The sequence below is a fragment of the Pseudomonas sp. TE6283 genome, assembly GCF_054060555.1.
In genome coordinates this window covers 14,783-32,734 of record NZ_JBSSDH010000002.1, presented here as the reverse complement: position 1 = coordinate 32,734, position 17,952 = coordinate 14,783, and the positions used below count along the sequence as shown (strand labels likewise).

Genomic DNA, 17,952 nt, shown 5'->3' with positions numbered 1-17,952 from the left:
CCGGGATTTCAAAAGCAAAGCAGGATCAGCGGGTAGCCACCTTGGGCTTGTACGCACAATACCCCGGCCGCGGCCCGATCTTGGGATGATTGCGGCAGGTATCCGGGCGCTTGTCATAAATGGTGCACAGCCGGCTCTTGCGGTCCAGATAGAGGCAGTCGTCGTTGCTCATCCGGGTCAGGGTGAAGATCCCCGACTTCTGGTTGAAGCGTTCGATGATGCCGTCCTTCTGCAGGCGCTTGGCGATGTTCTTCGGCGGCTCGTCCTTCTCGAACTCGTCCACCACGCCGATACGGATCAGATCCTTGATCTTCACCTCCACCGGCAAGGTGCAGCAGGTCGAGTGGCAGCCACCGCACATGTGGCTGGCATAGCGCTGCCAGGTCTCCAGGCGGTCGACTTCGGCGGCGGCGATCAGGGTCGGTTTCATGGTTGCGGTTTTATTCTTGCAAGGGAAATCACGGTTTTGGGGCGCGCGATGATACCGGAGTTGTTCAATTTGTGAACAACCTTTTGCCGGTTTCTCCAGCGGTGGATGAAAACCGCGAACCGTCGCTGTCGCTCCGTGTCAGAGCGTCTAGGCTGAACAATCTCCCTGCGCTTTCGCCCATTTGCCCGAGGATGCCCCATGTCCCAGGAAACCGAAGCCCGTGACGAAAAGCACCATAGTGCAGAGGTGGCGGCCTTTCGCGCCGCCGTGCTGGCCAAGCTGACCTACGCGGTCGGCAAGGATCCGGAACATGCCTTCGACCACGACTGGTTCGAGGCCATCGCCCTGGCCGCTCGCGACCACATGGTCGATCACTGGATGGACCATACCCGCCAGGCCTACCGGCGCAGCCAGAAGCGCGTCTACTACCTCTCCCTCGAGTTCCTCATCGGCCGCCTGCTGTACGACAGCCTGAGCAACCTCGGCTACCTGGAGATCGCCCGCGAGGCCCTCGAAGGTCTGGACGTGGACCTGGAGCGCATCCGCCTGCTCGAGCCCGACGCGGCGCTGGGCAACGGCGGCCTGGGTCGGTTGGCGGCGTGTTTCATGGAAAGCATGTCGACCCTGGGCATCGCCGCCCATGGCTACGGCATCCGCTACGAGCATGGTTTGTTCCGCCAGGCGGTGGTCGATGGCTGGCAGCAGGAGCAGACCGAAAACTGGCTGGATTTCGGCAACCCCTGGGAGTTCGAGCGCGCCGAGGTGATCTACCCGATCAGCTTCGGCGGCAGCGTTGAAACCGTGCACGAGGGCAACGGCCAGCAGCGCCAGGTCTGGTCACCGGGCGAAACGGTGCGGGCGGTGGCCTACGACACGCCGGTGGTCGGCTGGCGCGGTTCCAGCGTCAATACCCTGCGCCTGTGGCGGGCCCGGGCCCTGGAAGAGCTGCACCTGGAGCGCTTCAATGCCGGCGACCACCTGGGCGCGGTAGCCGAGGTGGCCCGCGCCGAGAGCATCTCGCGGGTGCTGTACCCGGCCGACAGCACCGAGGCCGGCCAGGAGCTGCGCCTGCGCCAGGAGTATTTCTTCGTCTCGGCCTCGCTGCAGGACCTGCTGCGCCGTCACCTGAACATGCACAAGGACCTGCTCAACCTGCCGGACGCGGCGGCGATCCAGCTCAACGACACCCATCCGTCGATCGCCGTGGCCGAACTGATGCGCCTGTTGGTGGACCAGCACGAAATCCCCTGGGACAAGGCCTGGGAGCTGACCGTCGGAACCTTGGCCTACACCAACCACACACTGCTCCCCGAGGCCCTGGAAACCTGGCCGGTGGCGCTGATGGAGCGCATGCTGCCGCGGCACATGCAGATCATCTACCTGATCAACGCCTACCATATCGATGCCCTGCGGGCCAAAGGCCTGCATGACTTCGACGTGCTGCGCGCGGTGTCGCTGATCGAAGAGGACAATGGCCGGCGGGTGCGCATGGGCAACCTGGCGTTTCTCGGTTCGCACAGCGTCAACGGCGTGTCGGCGCTGCACAGCAAGCTGATGAAGAGCACGGTGTTCGCCGAACTGCACAAGCTCTACCCGCAGCGGATCAACAACAAGACCAACGGCATTACCTTCCGTCGCTGGCTGTACCAGTCCAACCCGCAGCTCACGGCGATGCTGATCGAGGCGCTGGGCCCCGAGGTACTGGACGATCCGGAAGGCAAGCTAAAGGGGCTGGCGCCGTTTGCCGACAAGGCCACCTTCCGCAAGCAGTTCGCCGCCCAGCGCCTGCACAGCAAGCGCGCCCTGGCCAGCATCATCCAGGACCGGCTGGGGGTGACGGTCAATCCGGAGGCGCTGTTCGACGTTCAGGTCAAGCGTATCCATGAGTACAAGCGCCAGTTGCTCAACCTGCTGCACACGGTGGCGCTGTACCAGGCGATCCGCAATGACCCCAGCACCGACTGGGTGCCGCGGGTGAAGCTCTTTGCCGGCAAGGCGGCGGCCAGTTATCACCAGGCCAAGCTGATCATCAAGCTGGCCAACGACATCGCCCGGGTGGTCAACAACGACCCCACGGTGCGTGGCCTGCTCAAGGTGGTGTTCCTGCCCAACTACAACGTCAGCCTGGCCGAGAGCATCATCCCGGCGGCGGACCTGTCCGAGCAGATCTCCACCGCCGGCTACGAGGCGTCCGGTACCAGCAACATGAAGTTCGGACTCAACGGCGCGCTGACCATCGGTACCCTGGATGGCGCCAATGTCGAGATGTGCGAGCAGGTGGGCGCCGAGAACATGTTCATCTTCGGCCTGACCGCCCAGCAGGTGGAGGCACGCAAGCGCAGCGGCGATTTCGGCGCCGCGGCGGCGATCGCCGCCTCCCATCGCCTGGGGGATGTACTGCAGGCGATCCGCAGCGGGGTGTTCTCGCCGGACGACCCGGCGCGCTATGCCGGGTTGGTGGATGGATTGATCGCTTACGACCGCTTTCTGGTATGCGCCGACTTCGATGCCTACTGGGATGCCCAGCGGCGGGTCGAGGAACTGTGGCACGCGCCGCAGGACTGGTGGCGCATGGCAGTGCTGAACACGGCGCGGATGGGCTGGTTCTCGTCGGATCGAACCATCCGCGAGTATGCGACCGAGATCTGGAAGGCGTTGGATTGAGGCTGGGGGCACCTGTGGGAGCGCCCCTTCCCCGACGCAAGGCCGCTCCCAAGGAGTCCGGGTAGGCCGCCGGAGCATGACGCCAACCGACCATTGGCCTGTCCATTGCTGAACTCAAGACCTCCCGACGAGTCTCTTTGCTCGCTAGCCCGCCACTCTCCCTGTAAACTGCGGGGGTTTTCTCCCCCTATTCCTTTCGGAGCCATACATGTCCCGCGTTACCCTGAGTCGCTATCTGATTGAGCAGACCCGCAGCAACAATACCCCTGCCGATCTGCGCTTCCTGATCGAGGTGGTGGCGCGTGCGTGCAAGGAGATCAGCCACCACGTGTCCAAGGGCGCCCTGGGCGGCGTGCTGGGCAGCATGGGCACCGAAAACGTGCAGGGCGAAGTGCAGAAGAAGCTCGACGTGATCTCCAACGACATCCTGCTCGAGGCCAACGAGTGGGGCGGCCACCTGGCCGGCATGGCGTCCGAAGAGATGGACAACGCCTACCAGATCCCGGGCAAATACCCGAAAGGCGCCTACCTGCTGGTCTTCGACCCGCTGGACGGCTCGTCGAACATCGACGTCAACGTTTCGGTCGGCACCATCTTCTCGGTACTGCGTTGCCCTAACCAGTACCTGAGCCAGAACGAAAGCCTGAACGAGAATGCCTTCCTGCAGCCAGGCACCGAGCAGGTCGCCGCCGGTTACGCCATCTACGGCCCGCAGACCATGCTGATCCTGACCCTGGGCAACGGCGTCAAGGGCTTCACCCTTGACCGCGAACTGGGCAGCTTCGTCCTGACCCACGAGAACATCCGCGTCCCGGAAACCACCGCCGAGTTCGCCATCAACATGTCCAACCAGCGTCACTGGGAAGCCCCGGTGCAGCGCTACGTAGGCGAGCTGCTGGCCGGCGAGACCGGTCCGCTGAAGAAGAACTACAACATGCGCTGGATCGCCTCGATGGTGGCTGACGTGCACCGTATCCTGACCCGTGGCGGCCTGTTCATGTACCCGCGCGACGCCCGCGAGCCGAGCAAGCCGGGCAAGCTGCGCCTGATGTACGAGGCCAACCCGATGTCGTTCATCATCGAACAGGCCGGTGGCGCGTCCACCAACGGTTACGAGCGCATCCTCGACATCAAGCCGCAGAGCCTGCACCAGCGCGTGTCGGTGATCCTCGGCTCGAAGGAAGAGGTCGAGCGCGTCACCGCCTACCACAAGGAGTAAGTCATGCTCGCACCTTGGCAGCCGTTGCTGGAGTGGTGGTTCGGTTGGGGCACGAGTGCCCAGGCCGTGGCTGACGAGAAGAACACGCTGTGGTTCGGCAAGCATCACGACGCCGATGCCCAGGCGCTGTTCGGCGACCTGGTCGAGCAAGCCCTGGCGGGCGGGCTCGACGAGTGGCAGCAGAGCCCCCAGGGCTGGCTCGGTCTGCTGCTGCTGCTGGATCAGCTGCCGCGCATGATCTATCGCGACACGCCGCGTGCCTTCGAGGGTGACCGGCGTGCCCAGGTAGTGGCCATGCAGGGGTTGCAGAAGGGCTGGGACTATCAGCTGCTGCCGATCCAGCGGGTGTTCGTGCTGCTTGTGCTGGAGCATGCCGAGGTGCTGGACTGGCAGAACCTGTGCGTCGAGCGCTACCGGATGCTGCTGGATGAGCAGTCGGAGGCCAACCGCCGGTTGTTCGAAGGCTTCCTCGACTATGCCGAGCAGCACCAGCGGGTGATCGCCCGCTTCGGGCGCTTCCCGCACCGCAACCTGGTGCTGAACCGCCCGAGCACCAGCGAGGAGATGGACTTCTTGCTGGAGCCTGGTTCCCGCTTCTGAATAGCCGGGCCTGCTGCGCAGGCCTTTCGCGACACAAGGCCGCTCCTACAGGGAATCGCATCCCCCTGTAGGGGCGGCCTTGTGTCGCGATGGGCCGCAAAGCGGCCCCCAGGGCCTTCGAATCAGATCCTGAAACTGCCCACCAGATGCTTCAACCGCTCGACCTGATGTTCCAGGTCGGTGCAGGCACGCAAGGTGCTCTGCAGGTTGTGCACCCCTTCCTGGTTCAGCGTATTGATCTCGTTGATGTCGACATTGATCGACTCGACCACGGCCGTCTGCTCTTCGGTGGCGGTGGCCACCGACTGGTTCATGCCGTCGATCTCGCCGATACGCTGGGTGACGCTGCCCAGGCGCTCGCCAGCCTGGTTGGCGATGCCCACGCTGCGGTCACTGTGCTGCTGGCTCTGGTTCATGGTGCTGACCGCCACCTGGGCGCCGGCCTGCAGCTCTTCGATCAGGCGCTGTACCTGTTGCGCCGAGTCCTGGGTGCGATGGGCCAGGTTGCGCACCTCGTCCGCCACCACCGCGAAGCCGCGGCCTGCCTCACCGGCGCGGGCGGCTTCGATGGCGGCATTGAGCGCCAGCAGGTTGGTCTGCTGCGAGATGCCGCTGATCACATCGAGGATCTGACCAATGTTCGCCGTGTGGTTGTTCAGCGTCTCGATATTGCCGCTGGCGTCGCTGATGCGCGCCGACAGCTGGTTCATCACGTCGATGGTCTCGCCGACCACCTGCTGGCCTTCCTCGGCCAGGCCACGCGCGGCGCTGGAGTGCTGCGAGGCGAGGGCGGCGTTCTGGGCGATTTCCTGGGCGGCGGCGCCGAGCTGGTTGATTGCCGCGGCCACGCTGCTGGTGCGGCTCGACTGCTGGTCGGCGTTGTGGATCGAGGCGTTGGAGGCGTTGACCACCTGGCTGGCCACGGCATTTACCTGGCCGGTGGCCGAGGCCACTTCGCGGATCGATTCGTGGATCCGCTCGACGAAGCGGTTGAACGACTGCGCCAGGCTGCCGAACTCGTCCTGGGCGTGGATATTCAGGCGTCGGGTCAGGTCGCCCTCGCCCTCGGCGATATCGCGCATGGCGCGGCCCATGACGTGCAGCGGCTCCATCAGCACGCGGATCAGCAGGCCGAGCAGGGCGATGATCACCACCACCGCGATCAGCGTCGCCACCAGCGCCGAGGTGCGCAGCTCGCCAAGCATGGCGAAGGCCGCGTCCTGGTCCAGTACCAGCGCCACGTACCAGTCCGCCGACGGCACGCCGTCGACATGGGTGAAACTGATGAACTGCCGGCGGCCCTCGACCTCGACCTCTTTCAGGCCGCTGCCGATGCGCAGGTCGTTGCCGGGGTAGACATCGGCCAGGGTCTTGAGCGCCAGCTCGCCCTTGGGATGGATGAGCACCTTGCCTTCGCCGTTGACGATGAAGGCATGGCCGCGACCGCCGAAGTCCAGGGTGTTGATCAGGTTGCTGATGGTCTGCAGGTCGGTGTCGACACCGCTCACGCCGATCATGCGTCCGCCCTGCTGTACCGGGGTGGCCAGGGTGATCACCAGCTTGCCGGCCGACACCGAGATGTACGGCTCGGTGACGATGGTCTGGCCCGCCGCGCTGGCTGCCTTGTACCAGCCGCGCACGCGCGGGTCGTAGTCGGCGGCGCGGTTGCCCACCGGCACCGACTGCATGCTGCCGTCTTGGCCACCGAAGTAGGTGAGGATGAAGTTGGCACTGTACACCGGCAGCGCCAGGATGCGGTCAAGGCTGCCCTTGGCCGGGCCGTCGACGGCGATCTGCTGGGCCACCGAGTTCACCAGCTGAATGCGGCTGTCGAGCCAGGTGCGGATGTTGCCCGCGGTCAGGTTGCCCAGTGACTGCAACGTCGATTCGGTGTCGCTGCGTAGCGACTGGCGCTGCCGGTAGTCGTTGAACAGGACGAAGCAGGTGAAGGCGACGGCCACCACGAGGGCGGCGGCCAGCAGGATCTTGTGGCTGAACTTGAGGTTCTTGGTCATTTTTCTTGGAATCTGCGCACGGGCACGAAGGGGAGGGTGCGGCAAAAGGCCACACCATCGCTCTATGTCGACGCGCAGGAATAAAACATTAATCGTTTGCGCACCAGGCGACCAACGGCGCACAACGAAACCTGGCCTGCCAGGGAACCGCGGAGCCTTTTTCCCTTCTAAGCTCCCTGCAGGCCCTCGTACCTGCGTATCCACCTCCAGGAGTGTCCCTTCATGTCGTTGCGTTCCCTCGCCCTGTTGTCCTTGTGCGTCGTCCTGACCGCCTGCAGCAAGATCAACCAGGAAAACTATTCCAAGCTCAAGGCCGGCATGAACAAGGCCGAGGTCGAGCAACTGCTCGGTTCGCCCAAGGAGTGCTCCGGCGCGCTGGGCATGAGCAGTTGCACCTGGGGTGACGAGAAGAGCTTCATCAGCGTGCAGTACGCGGCGGACAAGGTCCTGATGTATTCCGGGCAGGGCCTCAAATGAGGCGTCTGCACCTGCTGCTGGGCGTGTGCCTGGTGATGCTGCTCGGTGGCTGCGCCACCTCGGCCACCGACCCGCTGGCGCCGAAGACCGCAGGTGCGGTCGACCTCAAGCGTTACCAGGGCAAATGGTTCGAACTGGCGCGCCTGCCGATGAAGTACCAGGACGGCTGCGCCCAATCGGAAGCCCATTACAACCTCAAGCCCGACGGCACGGTCGGCGTGCTCAATCGCTGCCGCACCCTGGGCGACGAGTGGCTGCGCGCCGAAGGCCATGCCTCCCCGCAGGAGGCCGGGCATACCGACAAGCTGTGGGTGGAGTTCGACAATTGGTTCACCCGCCTGGTGCCCGGCGTGGCCAAGGGCGACTACTGGATCCTGTTCGTCGACGAACGCTACCGCACGGCGATTGTCGGCAGCCCAGATCGCAAGTACCTGTGGATTCTTTCACGTACGCCTTCGCTGCCGGCGTGGGAGCGCGAGAACCTGCTGGCCAAGGCACGGCAGCAGGGCTTCGATACCAGCCGACTGATCTGGCGCACGCCCGACAGAGATATCGTTGCCCGTCATTGAGCAGCAGGCTGACGCGGTCCCTGTAGGAGCGGCCTTGTGTCGCGAAAGGGCTGCGTAGCAGCCCCGGGGTGTCAGCACCGACGCATAAATCGCTGGGGCCGCTTCGCGGCCCTTTCGCGACACAAGGCCGCTCCTACAGGGTCCGCGTTCAGGCTAGAACCTGGCGTAGCACCTCGACAAACGCCACCGCGCTTTCCTCTTCCTGCCCATGCCGCCCCTGGCGCACCACCCACTGCCCGTTGACCATCACATCGCGCACCTGGCGGTCGCCGCCGGCGAACAGCCAGCGGTTCAGGATCGCATCGCCTTCGGCCACGGCCAGGTATGGATCCTGCCCATCGAGCACCAGCCAGTCCGCGCGCTTGCCCACGGCGAGTTCGCCGATCGGCTGCCCCAGCGCCTGGGCACCGCCCATCAGCGCGGCATCGTAGAGCGTGCGGCCCACCATCGGCTGGTCGGCGCGATACAGCCGGTTGCGCCGCTGGTCACGTAGGCGCTGGCCATACTCCAGCCAGCGCAGCTCTTCGACCACGCTGAGTGACACATGGCTGTCCGAGCCGATGCCCATGCGTCCGCCCTGGGCCAGGTAGTCCACCGCCGGGAAGATTCCATCGCCCAGGTTCGCCTCGGTGGTCAGGCACAGCCCGGCCACCGCGCCGCTGCGGGCCATGGCGGCGACTTCGTCGGCTTCGGCGTGGGTGGCGTGGACCAGGCACCAGCGCTTGTCGACTTCGACATGCTCGTACAGCCACTGCAGCGGACGGTGGCCACTCCAGGCCAGGCAGTCATCGACTTCCTTCTGCTGCTCGGCAATGTGGATATGAATCGGGCAGGCCGCATCGCTGGCGCCCAGCACATCGGCGATCTGGCCCGGCGTCACCGCGCGCAGGGAATGGAAGCACAGCCCCAGCGCCTGCGTCGGTTTTTGCGCCAGCAAGGGGGCAAGCAGCTGTTGCAGGCGCAGGTACTGCTCGGTGGAGTTGATGAAACGTCGCTGACCGTCGTTGGGCGCCTGGCCGCCGAAGCCGGAATGGCTGTACAGCACCGGCAGCAGGGTCAGGCCGATGCCGCTGGCACTGGCGGCGGCGCTGATGCGGCGCGACAGCTCGGCAGGGTCGGCATAGGCCTGGCCGTTCTGGTCATGGTGCACGTAATGGAACTCGGCCACCGAGGTGTAGCCGGCCTTGAGCATCTCGATGTACAGCTGGCGGGCGATCACCTGGAGTTGCTCGGGGGTGATCTGGCCGACCAGGCGGTACATCAGCTCGCGCCAGGTCCAGAAGCTGTCGTTGGGATTGCCAGCCACTTCCGCCAGCCCCGCCATGGCCCGCTGGAACGCGTGCGAGTGCAGGTTGGGCATGCCCGGCAGCAACGGCCCGGCCAGGCGCTCGGCGCCTGCGGCGCTGGCATCGGCCTCGATCGAGGCCAGTTGGCCGTCGGCGGCGACCTCCAGGCGGACATTGCGGGCCCAGCCCGAGGGCAGCAGGGCGCGTTCGGCGAAGTAGGCGGACATCGGTGAAATCCTGTTATTGTTAACTTGTATATACATATACAGCCGTTTGCCTGCCGGGTAAACTCCGGCAAGCTACCGTTCACTCCAACCGCACAAGGATTCAACGCCGTGCCGACACCTCCTGTCTCCGCGCTGGTTGCCCAGATGGGCGAAGGGCCGGCGCCGCTCTACGCCCGGGTGAAACAGATGATCATCCAGCAGATCGAGAGCGGCAGCTGGCCGCCTCATCACCGGGTGCCTTCCGAGAGCGAACTGGTCAGCGAGCTGGGCTTCAGCCGGATGACCATCAACCGCGCCCTGCGCGAACTGACCGCCGAAGGCCTGCTGGTGCGCATGCAGGGTGTCGGCACTTTCGTCGCCGAGCCCAAGAGCCGCTCGGCACTGTTCGAGGTCAACAACATCGCCGACGAGATCGCCGGCCGTGGCCACCAGCATAGCTGCCAGGTGATTACCCTGGCCGAGGAGGCCGCCGGTTCCGAGCGCGCCCTGGCCCTGGACATGCGCGAAGGCCAGCGGGTGTTCCATTCGCTGATCGTGCATTACGAGAACGGCGTGCCGGTGCAGATCGAGGACCGCTACGTCAACGCGGCCATCGCTCCGGATTACCTCAAGCAGGATTTCACCCTGCAGACGCCTTACGCCTATCTTTCGCAGGTCGCGCCGCTTACCGAAGGCGAGCACGTGGTCGAGGCCATCCTTGCCGAGCCTGAAGAATGCACGCTGTTGCAGATCGAGCGGGGCGAACCTTGCCTGCTGATCCGCCGCCGCACCTGGTCTGGGCGCCAGCCGGTGACCGCCGCGCGCCTGATCCACCCCGGTTCCCGCCATCGCCTTGAAGGACGATTCAGCAAATGACTCAGTTGCAGTTGTTGCGCGCCCGGGATTATCCGCGCATGCCCTGGAAGAACGGTGGTGGCTTCACCGAAGAGATCACCCGCGATGCCGGCGACAGCCTGGACGGTTTTGGCTGGCGCTTGTCGATTGCCGATATCGAGGAGTCCGGTGGCTTTTCCAGCTTTGCCGGGTACCAGCGGATCATCACCGTGTTGCAAGGCGACGGCATGCGGTTGCTGGTCGATGGCCAGGCCAGCCGGCCGCTGCTGCCGTTCGATGCGTTTGCCTTCAGTGGCGAGAGCCAGGTCAGTTGCAAGCTGCTGGGCGGGGCGATTCGAGATTTCAATCTGATCTACGCGCCGCAGCGGTATCGGGCTCGGTTGCAGTGGTTCGATGGCGGCAACCGCGTGTTCAGTTCGGCGTCGACGCTGTTGCTGTTTGCCGCCGGCACTCATGTCGAGGTGGGGTTGGCTGGGGAAGAGACGCAGCAGCTTGGGCGGTATGACTGCCTGCGGATCGATGGCAACGAGGGGTTGCTGGAAATGGATATGCAGGGGCGATTCTGCCTGATCGAACTCACTTCGCGTTGAAATAACTGGGGCCGCAAAGCGGCCCCAGTTATTTCAGCCGCTCAGCGGATAGGTCTGATTTTTTTGGTTGTCCATGCTTGTACATACAAGTAAAGGTGTGTTTGTATATTGAGCACGACATACCCGCCCGCGGACGACCGCAGAGGACCTCTCCCGTGACTGACAACAACAAATACCGTGACGTAGAAATCCGTGCCCCGCGTGGCAACAAGCTGACCGCCAAGAGCTGGCTGACCGAAGCCCCGCTGCGCATGCTGATGAACAACCTTGATCCGCAGGTCGCCGAAAACCCGAAAGAGCTGGTGGTGTACGGTGGCATCGGTCGCGCCGCGCGCAACTGGGAGTGCTACGACAAGATCGTCGAGACCCTGACCCGCCTGGAAGACGACGAAACCCTGCTGGTGCAGTCGGGCAAGCCGGTCGGCGTGTTCAAGACCCACAGCAACGCCCCACGCGTGCTGATCGCCAACTCCAACCTGGTGCCGCACTGGGCCAACTGGGAACACTTCAACGAGCTGGATGCCAAGGGCCTGGCCATGTACGGCCAGATGACCGCCGGCAGCTGGATCTACATCGGCAGCCAGGGCATCGTCCAGGGTACCTACGAAACCTTCGTCGAAGCCGGCCGCCAGCACTACAACGGCAGCCTGAAAGGCAAGTGGGTACTGACCGCCGGCCTCGGTGGCATGGGCGGTGCCCAGCCACTGGCCGCCACCCTGGCCGGTGCCTGCTCGCTGAACATCGAGTGCCAGCAAAGCCGCATCGATTTCCGCCTGGAAACCCGCTACGTCGATGAGCAAGCCAAGGACCTGGATGACGCCCTGGCGCGCATCGCCAAGTACACCGCCGAAGGCAAGGCCATCTCCATCGCCCTGCACGGCAACGCCGCCGAAATCCTGCCGGAGCTGGTCAAGCGTGGCGTGCGCCCGGACATGGTCACCGACCAGACCAGCGCCCATGACCCGCTCAACGGCTACCTGCCGGCCGGCTGGACCTGGGAGCAATACCGCGACCGCGCGCAGACCGACCCGGCTGCGGTGGTCAAGGCCGCCAAGCAATCGATGGCCGTGCACGTCAAGGCCATGCTCGACTTCCAGAAGCAAGGCATCCCGACCTTCGACTACGGCAACAACATCCGCCAGATGGCCAAGGAAGAGGGCGTGGCCAACGCCTTCGACTTCCCGGGCTTCGTCCCGGCGTACATCCGCCCACTGTTCTGCCGCGGCGTCGGCCCGTTCCGCTGGGCCGCGCTGTCCGGCGACGCCGAGGACATCTACAAGACCGACGCCAAGGTCAAGGAACTGATCCCCGACGACGCCCACCTGCACCGCTGGCTGGACATGGCCCGCGAGCGCATCAGCTTCCAGGGCCTGCCGGCACGTATCTGCTGGGTCGGCCTGGGCCTGCGCGCCAAGCTTGGCCTGGCGTTCAACGAAATGGTGCGCAGCGGCGAGCTGTCGGCGCCAGTCGTCATCGGCCGTGACCACCTGGACTCGGGCTCGGTGTCCAGCCCCAACCGCGAGACCGAAGCCATGCGCGACGGCTCCGACGCGGTCTCCGACTGGCCGCTGCTCAACGCCCTGCTCAACACCGCGGGCGGCGCCACCTGGGTTTCGCTGCACCACGGCGGTGGCGTGGGCATGGGCTTCTCCCAGCACTCGGGCATGGTCATCGTCTGCGACGGTACCGATGAAGCCGCCGAGCGTATCGCCCGTGTACTGACCAACGACCCGGGGACTGGTGTGATGCGCCACGCCGATGCCGGCTACCAGATCGCCATCGACTGCGCCAAGGAGCAGGGCCTGGACCTGCCGATGATCACCGGCTGATCGCCGCGCTTTGGATCGCACCCTTCACGGGTGATACTGAACAACAAGAAGGGGCCCCGCGTGGCCCCAAGCGATTGGAGTAGCGAAGTGACCGAATTGACCCTCAAGCCCGGCACCCTGACCCTGGCCCAACTGCGCGCCATCCACGCCGCCCCCGTGCGCCTGCAGCTGGACGCCAGCGCCGCGCCGGCCATCGACGCCAGTGTCGCCTGCGTCGAGCAGATCATCGCCGAAGACCGCACCGCCTACGGCATCAACACCGGTTTTGGCCTGCTGGCCTCGACCCGCATCGCCAGCCATGACCTGGAGAACCTGCAGCGTTCGCTGGTGCTGTCCCACGCCGCCGGTATCGGCGCGCCGTTGGACGACGACCTGGTGCGCCTGATCATGGTGCTGAAGATCAACAGCCTGAGCCGAGGTTTCTCCGGTATCCGCCGCAAGGTGATCGACGCGCTGATCGGCCTGGTCAACGCCGAAGTCTATCCGCACATTCCGCTCAAGGGCTCGGTCGGCGCTTCCGGCGACCTGGCGCCGCTGGCACACATGTCGCTGGTGCTGCTGGGCGAAGGCAAGGCGCGCTACAAAGGTCAGTGGCTGCCTGCCACCGAAGCCCTGGCCGTCGCTGGCCTCGAGCCGCTGACCCTGGCCGCCAAAGAAGGCCTGGCCCTGCTCAACGGCACCCAGGCGTCCACCGCCTACGCCTTGCGCGGCCTGTTCCAGGCCGAAGACCTGTACGCCGCGGCCATCGCCTGTGGCGGCCTGACCGTGGAAGCGGCACTGGGCTCGCGTTCACCGTTCGATGCGCGCATCCATGCCGTGCGTGGCCAACGTGGCCAGATCGACACCGCCGCCTGCTTCCGCGATCTGCTGGGCGACTCCAGTGAAGTGTCGCTGTCGCACAAGAACTGCGACAAGGTCCAGGACCCGTATTCCCTGCGCTGCCAACCACAGGTCATGGGCGCCTGCCTGACCCAGATCCGCCAGGCCGCCGAAGTCTTGGGCATCGAAGCCAACGCCGTATCGGACAACCCGTTGGTGTTCGCCGCCGAAGGTGATGTGATCTCCGGTGGCAACTTCCACGCCGAGCCCGTGGCCATGGCCGCCGACAATATTGCCCTGGCCATTGCCGAGATCGGTTCGCTGAGCGAGCGGCGCATCTCGCTGATGATGGACAAGCACATGTCCCAGCTGCCGCCGTTCCTGGTGGAAAACGGCGGGGTCAACTCCGGCTTCATGATCGCCCAGGTCACCGCCGCCGCGCTGGCCAGCGAGAACAAGGCGCTGTCGCACCCGCACAGCGTCGACAGCCTGCCGACCTCGGCCAACCAGGAAGACCACGTGTCGATGGCCCCGGCTGCCGGCAAGCGCCTGTGGGAAATGGCCGAGAACACCCGTGGCGTGCTGGCCATCGAATGGCTGGGCGCTTGCCAGGGCCTGGACCTGCGCAAGGGGCTGAAGACTTCGGTCAAGCTCGAACAAGCGCGCCAGGCGCTGCGCAAGGACGTGCCGCACTATGACCGCGACCGTTTCTTCGCGCCGGATATCGAAGTGGCGTCCGAGCTGCTGGCCAAAGGTACCTTGACCGGCCTGCTGCCGGCTGGGGTCCTGCCTAGCCTGTAATGCCGCTGGGGCCGCTGTGCGGCCCTTTCGCCGGCAAGCCGGCTCCCACGCAGGTGCGCCGCATGCGCCCTGTGGGAGCCGGCTTGCCGGCGATGGGCTGCGCAGCAGCCCCCTCATTCTCACGACCAGAACAACAATAAGGACGTGACATGCAACAAGCTCAAGGTCTAAAGCGCGGGCTATCGGCCCGGCATATCCGTTTCATGGCGCTCGGTTCGGCAATCGGCACCGGGCTTTTCTACGGTTCGGCCTCGGCCATCCAGATGGCCGGCCCGGCCGTGCTGCTGGCCTACCTGATCGGCGGCGCTGCCGTGTTCATGGTCATGCGCGCCCTCGGCGAGATGGCCGTGCACAACCCGGTGGCCGGCTCCTTTGGCCACTACGCCAGCACCTACCTCGGCCCGATGGCCGGCTTCATCCTCGGCTGGACCTACGCCTTCGAGATGGTCATCGTCGCCATCGCCGATGTCACCGCCTTCGGTATCTACATGGGCTTCTGGTTCCCCGAGGTCGCCCGCTGGATCTGGGTGCTGGGTATCGTCTTCCTGATTGGCGGCCTGAACCTGTGCAACGTGCGGGTCTTCGGCGAGATGGAGTTCTGGCTGTCGCTGCTCAAGGTCGGCGCCATCGTCGCGATGATCCTCGCGGGCCTCGGCATCATGGCCTTCGGTTTCAGCCAGGTGGGCACCGGGCACGCGGTCGGGGTGAGCAATCTGTTCGACCATGGCGGCTTCATGCCCAATGGCGTCAGTGGCCTTATCGCCTCGTTCGCGGTGGTGATGTTCGCCTTCGGCGGCATCGAGATCATCGGCGTCACCGCCGGCGAGGCGAAAGATCCTCAGCGGGTCATCCCCAAGGCGATCAATGCCGTGCCGCTGCGCATCCTGTTGTTCTATGTGCTCACCCTGTTCGTGCTGATGTGCCTGTACCCGTGGCCGCAGATCGGCAGCCAGGGCAGCCCGTTCGTGCAGATCTTCAGCAACCTTGGCATCGGTTCGGCCGCGGCCGTGCTCAATATCGTGGTGATCTCGGCGGCGATCTCGGCAATCAACAGCGACATCTTCGGCGCCGGGCGCATGATGTATGGCCTGGCCCAGCACGGCCAGGCGCCGCGTGGCTTCGGTAAACTGTCGAAACACGGCGTGCCGTGGATGACCGTGGTGGTGATGGGCGCGGCGCTGCTGATAGGCGTGCTGCTCAACTACCTGATCCCGGAAAACGTGTTCCTGCTGATCGCCTCGATCGCCACCTTCGCCACGGTATGGGTGTGGCTGATGATCCTCGTCACCCAGGTCGCCATGCGCCGCAGCATGAGCCGCGAGGAGGTCGCCCAGCTCAAGTTCCCGGTACCGTTCTGGCCCTATGGCCCGGCCCTGGCCATTGCCTTCATGGTGTTCATCTTCGGTGTGCTCGGCTACTTCCCTGACACCCAGGCGGCATTGATCGTTGGCGTGATCTGGGTGGTGTTCCTGGTGGCGTCCTACCTGCTGTGGTGCAAGCCGCGCGCCGGTGGTGGCGAGCAGGTCCGGGAGCCTGCCGAGCTGCACCGCTGAATTAGAAAGGAGATCCTGATGAGAACCCTCTGGCAGCACTGCCACGCCGCGACCATGACCGATGGTCGCTACGCGGTCATCGAGGACGCGGCGATCGTCACCAGCGCTGGCCTGATCGAGTGGATCGGCCCCCGCGCTGATGTGCCGTCGGTCGCGGCCGACCGCGTCGTCGACCTGGGCGGCGCCTGGGTCACCCCCGGGCTGATCGACTGCCACACCCACGCGGTATTTGGCGGCAACCGCAGCGGCGAGTTCGAGCAGCGCCTGCAGGGCGTCAGCTATGCCGAGATCGCCGCCCAGGGCGGCGGTATCGCCAGCACCGTGCGGGCCACCCGCGCCGCCAGCGAGGACGAGCTGCTGGCCAGTGCCCGCCAGCGGGTCCAGGCGCTGATGCGCGACGGCGTGACCACGATCGAGATCAAGTCCGGCTATGGCCTGGACCTCGAGAACGAACGCAAGATGCTGCGCGTCGCCCGGCGCCTGGGCGAGGAGCTGCCGGTGACGGTACGCAGCACCTGCCTGGCTGCCCACGCCCTGCCGCCGGAATACGCGGGCAAGGCAGACGATTACATCGATCATATCTGCGAGCAGATGCTCCCGGCGCTTGCTGCCGAGGGGCTGGTGGATGCGGTGGACGCTTTCTGCGAGCACCTGGCGTTCTCCCCGGCCCAGGTCGAGCGCCTGTTCATCAAGGCGCGCGAGTTGGGGCTGCCGGTCAAGCTGCACGCCGAGCAGCTGTCTTCGCTGCACGGCTCGAGCCTGGCGGCGCGCTACCAGGCGCTGTCGGCCGACCATCTGGAGTTCATGACCGAGGAAGACGCCATCGCCATGGCCGAGGCCGGCACCGTTGCCGTGCTGTTGCCAGGGGCGTTCTACTTCCTGCGCGAAACCCAGCTGCCACCGATGGACGCCCTGCGCCGGCACGGCGTGAGGATCGCCCTGGCCAGCGACCTCAACCCCGGGACTTCACCGGGGCTGTCGCTGCGCCTGATGCTGAACATGGGCTGCACCTGTTTCCGCATGACCCCGGAGGAAGCGCTGGCCGGCGTCACCGTTCACGCCGCCACGGCGCTGGGGCTGGGCGACAGCCACGGCTCGCTGGAAGTGGGCAAGGTGGCGGACTTCATCGCCTGGCAGATCGAACGCCCGGCCGACCTCAGCTACTGGCTCGGCGGCGACCTGCCCAAGCGCGTGGTGCGCCTGGGCCATGAGATATCCAATTGAGCGAGGCGACATGGACAAGGTATTGAGTTTCCACCAGGGCCGCCTGCCCCTGCTGATCAGCATGCCTCACGCCGGGCTGGGCCTCACCGATGCCGTACGCGACGGCCTGGTAGACCAGGCGCGCAGCCTGCCGGACACCGACTGGCACATTCCGCGCCTTTACGACTTCGCCCGTGACCTGGGCGCCAGCGTGGTGGCGGCGGAGTACTCGCGCTTCGTCATCGACCTGAACCGCCCGGATGACGACAAGCCGCTGTACGCCGGCGCCACCACCGGCCTGTACCCGGCGACATTGTTCGATGGCCAGCCGTTGTTCAGGGAAGGCCAGGTGCCCTCCGTTGATGAGCGGGCAACCTACCTGGAAGAGATCTGGCGCCCCTACCACGACACGATACGTCGCGAGCTGGACCGCCTGCGTGCCGAGTTCGGTTATGCGCTGCTGTGGGATGCCCACTCGATCCGCTCGCTGATCCCGCACCTGTTCGACGGCAAGCTGCCGGACTTCAACCTGGGCACTTTCAACGGCGCCAGTTGCAATCCCGAGTTGGCCGATCGGCTGCAGGGCGTGTGCGGCGACGCCCAAGGCTACAGCCATGTGCTCAATGGGCGTTTCAAGGGTGGGCATATCACCCGGCACTACGGCGATCCGGCAAACAACATACATGCGGTGCAACTGGAGCTGGCGCAAAGCACCTACATGGAAGAGGTCGAGCCTTTCCGCTACCGCGAAGATCTCGCGCAGCCGACCCAGGTGGTCTTGCGGCGGTTGCTGCAAGCCACGCTGGCCTGGGGGCGTGAACGCCACGGGCGTTGAG

At 65.3% G+C, this 17,952-nt stretch carries 15 protein-coding genes and 1 pseudogene; 12 read left to right on the top strand and 4 right to left on the bottom strand.

Going from position 1 to position 17,952, the window contains the following annotated elements; genetic code table 11:
- Positions 1–25 precede the first annotated feature (25 nt).
- On the bottom strand, positions 26–430 hold the full coding sequence (locus ACVWZ5_RS03740; RefSeq protein ID WP_028688402.1) for a YkgJ family cysteine cluster protein: 405 nt from the start codon (positions 428–430) through the stop codon (positions 26–28).
- 198 nt (positions 431–628) lie between these two features.
- On the opposite strand from ACVWZ5_RS03740, the gene ACVWZ5_RS03735 reads away from it, so the two are divergent.
- From ACVWZ5_RS03735 to ACVWZ5_RS03725, 3 genes are all read left to right on the top strand, one after another.
- The gene (locus tag ACVWZ5_RS03735) at positions 629–3,094 is read left to right on the top strand and encodes a glycogen/starch/alpha-glucan phosphorylase (RefSeq protein ID WP_062572590.1); all 2,466 of its coding nucleotides are present in this window, start codon (positions 629–631) and stop codon (positions 3,092–3,094) included.
- A gap of 208 nt (positions 3,095–3,302) precedes the next feature.
- Positions 3,303–4,313 carry a class 1 fructose-bisphosphatase gene (locus ACVWZ5_RS03730; RefSeq protein ID WP_028688400.1) on the top strand — a complete coding sequence of 337 codons (1,011 nt, stop codon included), beginning with the start codon at positions 3,303–3,305 and terminating at the stop codon, positions 4,311–4,313.
- 3 nt (positions 4,314–4,316) lie between these two features.
- Positions 4,317–4,913: a DUF924 family protein gene (locus ACVWZ5_RS03725; RefSeq protein WP_457340418.1), complete on the top strand. Its 597-nt coding sequence runs from the start codon at positions 4,317–4,319 to the stop codon at positions 4,911–4,913.
- Between the two features lie 122 nt (positions 4,914–5,035).
- Here the strand turns inward: ACVWZ5_RS03725 and ACVWZ5_RS03720 are convergent, their stop codons facing one another.
- Positions 5,036–5,761, bottom strand: a complete 726-nt coding sequence (locus ACVWZ5_RS03720) for a methyl-accepting chemotaxis protein (RefSeq protein ID WP_371263164.1) — start codon at positions 5,759–5,761, stop codon at positions 5,036–5,038.
- A 129-nt stretch (positions 5,762–5,890) separates the two neighbouring features.
- Positions 5,891–6,928, bottom strand: a pseudogene (locus ACVWZ5_RS03715) (cache domain-containing protein); the annotation flags it as partial.
- Between the two features lie 222 nt (positions 6,929–7,150).
- On the opposite strand from ACVWZ5_RS03715, the gene bamE reads away from it, so the two are divergent.
- Positions 7,151–7,405 carry an outer membrane protein assembly factor BamE domain-containing protein gene (gene bamE, locus ACVWZ5_RS03710; protein ID WP_028688397.1) on the top strand — a complete coding sequence of 85 codons (255 nt, stop codon included), beginning with the start codon at positions 7,151–7,153 and terminating at the stop codon, positions 7,403–7,405.
- Positions 7,402–7,974, top strand: a complete 573-nt coding sequence (locus ACVWZ5_RS03705) for a lipocalin family protein (RefSeq protein ID WP_062572593.1) — start codon at positions 7,402–7,404, stop codon at positions 7,972–7,974. The genes bamE and ACVWZ5_RS03705 overlap by 4 nt, the downstream gene beginning before the upstream one ends.
- Before the next feature lie 148 nt (positions 7,975–8,122).
- Here ACVWZ5_RS03705 and ACVWZ5_RS03700 read toward each other — a convergent pair whose 3' ends face one another.
- Positions 8,123–9,487: a formimidoylglutamate deiminase gene (locus ACVWZ5_RS03700; protein WP_280071100.1), complete on the bottom strand. Its 1,365-nt coding sequence runs from the start codon at positions 9,485–9,487 to the stop codon at positions 8,123–8,125.
- Between the two features lie 144 nt (positions 9,488–9,631).
- On the opposite strand from ACVWZ5_RS03700, the gene hutC reads away from it, so the two are divergent.
- The 7 genes from hutC to hutG all read left to right on the top strand — a co-directional run bounded on the left by hutC (position 9,632) and on the right by hutG (position 17,951).
- A complete protein-coding gene (gene hutC, locus ACVWZ5_RS03695) occupies positions 9,632–10,342 on the top strand; it encodes a histidine utilization repressor (protein ID WP_172402402.1) in 711 nt (236 codons plus the stop codon).
- Positions 10,339–10,911 carry a HutD/Ves family protein gene (locus ACVWZ5_RS03690; protein ID WP_457340417.1) on the top strand — a complete coding sequence of 191 codons (573 nt, stop codon included), beginning with the start codon at positions 10,339–10,341 and terminating at the stop codon, positions 10,909–10,911. Before hutC ends, ACVWZ5_RS03690 begins: the two co-directional genes overlap by 4 nt.
- Before the next feature lie 155 nt (positions 10,912–11,066).
- Entirely contained in the window at positions 11,067–12,740 is a 1,674-nt protein-coding gene (gene hutU / locus ACVWZ5_RS03685; RefSeq protein WP_028688392.1) for a urocanate hydratase, read from the top strand.
- Positions 12,741–12,827: 87 nt separating this feature from the next.
- Positions 12,828–14,360 carry a histidine ammonia-lyase gene (gene hutH, locus ACVWZ5_RS03680; RefSeq protein ID WP_028688391.1) on the top strand — a complete coding sequence of 511 codons (1,533 nt, stop codon included), beginning with the start codon at positions 12,828–12,830 and terminating at the stop codon, positions 14,358–14,360.
- 149 nt (positions 14,361–14,509) lie between these two features.
- A complete protein-coding gene (locus ACVWZ5_RS03675) occupies positions 14,510–15,913 on the top strand; it encodes an amino acid permease (RefSeq protein ID WP_062362632.1) in 1,404 nt (467 codons plus the stop codon).
- 18 nt (positions 15,914–15,931) lie between these two features.
- On the top strand, positions 15,932–17,137 hold the full coding sequence (hutI, locus tag ACVWZ5_RS03670) for an imidazolonepropionase (RefSeq protein ID WP_062572594.1): 1,206 nt from the start codon (positions 15,932–15,934) through the stop codon (positions 17,135–17,137).
- A 10-nt stretch (positions 17,138–17,147) separates the two neighbouring features.
- Positions 17,148–17,951, top strand: a complete 804-nt coding sequence (hutG, locus tag ACVWZ5_RS03665; protein ID WP_062572595.1) for an N-formylglutamate deformylase — start codon at positions 17,148–17,150, stop codon at positions 17,949–17,951.
- Position 17,952: the final 1 nt, after the last annotated feature.